This is a genomic window from Gemmatimonas sp., from assembly GCF_041689975.1.
GTDB lineage: Bacteria > Gemmatimonadota > Gemmatimonadetes > Gemmatimonadales > Gemmatimonadaceae > Gemmatimonas.
Genome location: NZ_JBDNFF010000422.1, coordinates 1 through 3,237 on the forward strand (window position 1 = coordinate 1; position 3,237 = coordinate 3,237).

Genomic DNA, 3,237 nt, shown 5'->3' on the forward strand with positions numbered 1-3,237 from the left:
ACGCCGCTATATCCGCTGGTCCCGGCGTTGTTCTGTCTGGCCACGCTGTTCCTGCTGGTGAACGCGCTGATGGACGACGCGCAGCGCGTGCCGACGTTGGGCGTATTCGGGGTGATTCTGCTGGGGGTGCCGGTGTATTACGCGACCGTGGGGCGGAGGGTGGTGAAGCGGTAAGACGCAAACTGCCAACAGCTTAGGGAGCAGGGGGGAGGGAGCCGTGAACCGCGACAAGCGGCCTGCTTCCTGCCCCCTGCGGTTCATCTCCCACTGCTCCCTAGGGTGTAAAATCGTCGGCCCCGCCGGCTGAAAGCCAACGGGGCCGACGTTGTACGAAGAGCAGTGAAGCCCTAGTTGAAGATGTAGCGAAGTCCAAGCTGCATGCGCCACACGTCACCCGTGCCGGCGGTGCGCTCGAAGCTTTGGGTACGGAGTTCCGATCCCTGCAGCGGCAAGCGGTACAGTGCACGTCCCTGGGCATCGGCACCGCGCGCAATGAGGACGCGGTTGTCGATCGGGCGGAAGCCTTGGCCCCAGCTATTCTTCAGCATATTGCCGAAGTTCAGGATGTCGAGGCGGACCTGCACCGTGTTCTTTTTACCAGCCACGTTCGTGAAGATATCCTGCGTCACGCTCACGTCGGCGCTGTAGACCATCGGCAGAAATACCGCACCACGCTCGGCGTAGCGGCCGCGGTTGCTGCTGAGGTACTTGTCCTGCTGAATGAACGCTTCGAACGCCGCCTGCTGCTGCGCCACAGTATAGGTGCGCGCGGCGGTGCCTGTACCCGTGGTGAACTGTTCGAAGTTCATCTCGGAAGCATCGCGAGGGATGTAGATCAGATCATTCGAGGTGCCGCCGTCGCCGTTGAGGTCACCGTTGAAGGAGTAGCTCGTGTTGCCGGCCGTGCGACCTTCGAAGTAGACCGACACGCCGGTCTTGCCGAAGCCGAAGTACTGCTTCTCATAGCTCGCCGTGGTGAAGAACCGATGGCCCGCCGAGTTGGCCGAGAAGCCGACGCCTGGGTTGTTCGGATCGCCCGCGTGCTGGTTGTTGTTCCACGAGCCGAACGCGACCGAGCCGGCATCCACCGTGTTGCGAGCCTCGCCGTAGCTATAGGCGGCCTTCGCGAAGAAGCCCTTGCTGAATCCGCGCTCCAACGAGAACGCGGCGTTCCACGCCGTGCCCACGTTCTGGTTTTTCAGCACTACCGCACTGGTAATGTTGCAGTTCAAGCGCGTCTGCGTGCCAGCCGCCGGGCACACGTCGGTGTAGCGCGGGCGGTTGTCGGCTCCCACAAAGGCGGTGGTCGGTGCTGACTGATTGGCATTGATATAGTACACGCCATTCACGTCCTTGCTGTACAGGAACTCCGCGGTACCCGTGAAGCCGAACGGCAGCACGCGGTCCACTGCGATGTTCGAGCGCCAAATCTGCGGGAACCTGAAGCTCGGGTCGGTCAGCGCGAGCTCGTACGAGGCGGCCGGGTTCCCCGTGGGTGCCGCCTTGTACTTGTCCGGATCCGGATTGAATGGACGGTTCCGGCTGTTGTCGTACTGCTCGAAGCCGGTCAGCACGCCGTTGTTGCCGATCTGGTTGGAAATCCACACGTACGCGGGGCGTCCGGTGAAGATGCCGGTACCACCACGGATCTGCGTTTTGCCGTCGCTGGCGACGTCCCAGTTCATGCCGAGGCGCGGTGACCACAGCAGGTTGGCGTCGGGCAACTTCTGCGTCTGGTATTTCACCGCGGCCCCGCTTTCGTCGCGGAACGTGAGCGCGTTTGCTTCCACATTCTCGAAGCCCGTGTTACCGAACTTGGGCACATCCACGCGGAGGCCGAACGTGAATCGCAGGTTGTCCAATGCGCGGAACTCATCCTGAGCGTACACGCCACCATACAGCACTTCCAGCGGCTGAATCGGCTTCGTCTGGCCCGGAATGTTCGCGTAGCGGACCTGGAAGCGGCGCGCTGTGACGGGCGAGAGCGTGCGGTTCGGGTTCGCCAGAAAGTCGTTGGCGTCCGTGTAGAAGTCTGCCAGCGAGTTGTACACGTACGAGCTCTGCGAGCCCGGGAAGAACACATTCTCCGACTCGTAGCGTTCGAGGCTTCCACCGAACGTGAAATCGTGCCGGTCGCGCGAGATCGTCAGGTTGTTCTGCAGCTGGAAGCTCTTGTAACGGAGCTCGTTGCTTGGCGTGAACGGCTCGAAGCCGAACGACGTATACGTGGCGCCGTCCTTCAGAATGTCTACAAACGGGAACACCGTGCCGCGCGACGCACGGCTTTCGTCCTGTGACGTATAGCCGATGATCAGATTGTTGGAAATCCGATCGCCGATGATCGAGTTCCACTCACCGACGAGACTGCGGATGTTCTCTTGAATCTGGTAGTTGGAGTTTTGGTAGCTGAGGAAATTATTGTTGTTCGCCCGGCCGAATCCCAGCGAACTGGATGTCGACAGATTGACGTCGGTGTTCGAGTTCAGCATGCTGAAGCGCACGCTGAACTTGTTCTTGTCGTTCAGGTTGTAGTCGAGACGCGTCAGGAAGCGCCGAGACGGCGTTTCGTTTTCGTATCCGGCGTACGGGCCGGTCTCGTAGTTCAATTTCTCGCGCAGGAAGGTGCTCAGGCCGTCAAGATCAGACTGCAGCACGCGCGTGGTGTTGCCGGTTACCGGCTGGCTACCCGTGTTCGCGGTGCGGAGAATACCCGGCTGGGTGTTGTTGTCGTCTTCGAAGCTCGAGAAGAAGAACAGTTTGTTCTTGATGAGCGGGCCGCTGAGGCGGGCGCCGATCTGATCGAAGTTGAACGTTCCGGGGTTGAAGTCCACCGTCCCGGCCTTGCCGCCAACGAGCCCTTCATTGCGAGTGAAGTAGTACGCCGAGCCCGAGAAGTCGTTATTGCCGCTCTTGGTCACCGTGTTCACGCCGGCGCCTACAAAGTTTCCCTGGCGCACATCGTACGGCGCGATATTCACCTGAATCTGCTCGATGGCGTCGAGCGAGATCGGCGCCACACCCGTGCGGTCACCCGGCTGGCCGCCGAGGCCGAACGAGTTGTTGAAGTACGAGCCGTCCACCGTGATGTTGTTCAGGCGGTTGTCCTGCCCGGCGAACGAGCTGCCGCTCGCCTGCGGAGTGAGGCGCGTGAAGTCACCGATGCGGCGCGAGATCGTGGGCAGCTTCTCGATCGTGGCGCGCGAGACTTGCGTGGCGGCGCCCGTGCGGGCCGAGCTG

The 3,237-nt window shown here is 61.5% G+C and carries 1 protein-coding gene; it reads right to left on the reverse strand.

Annotated elements, in window-relative coordinates; all coding sequences use genetic code 11:
- Positions 1–347: 347 nt before the first annotated feature.
- Positions 348–3,237 (reverse strand): TonB-dependent receptor (locus ACESNG_RS23640; protein WP_373071167.1); only part of this gene is annotated, 2,890 nt, incomplete at its 5' end.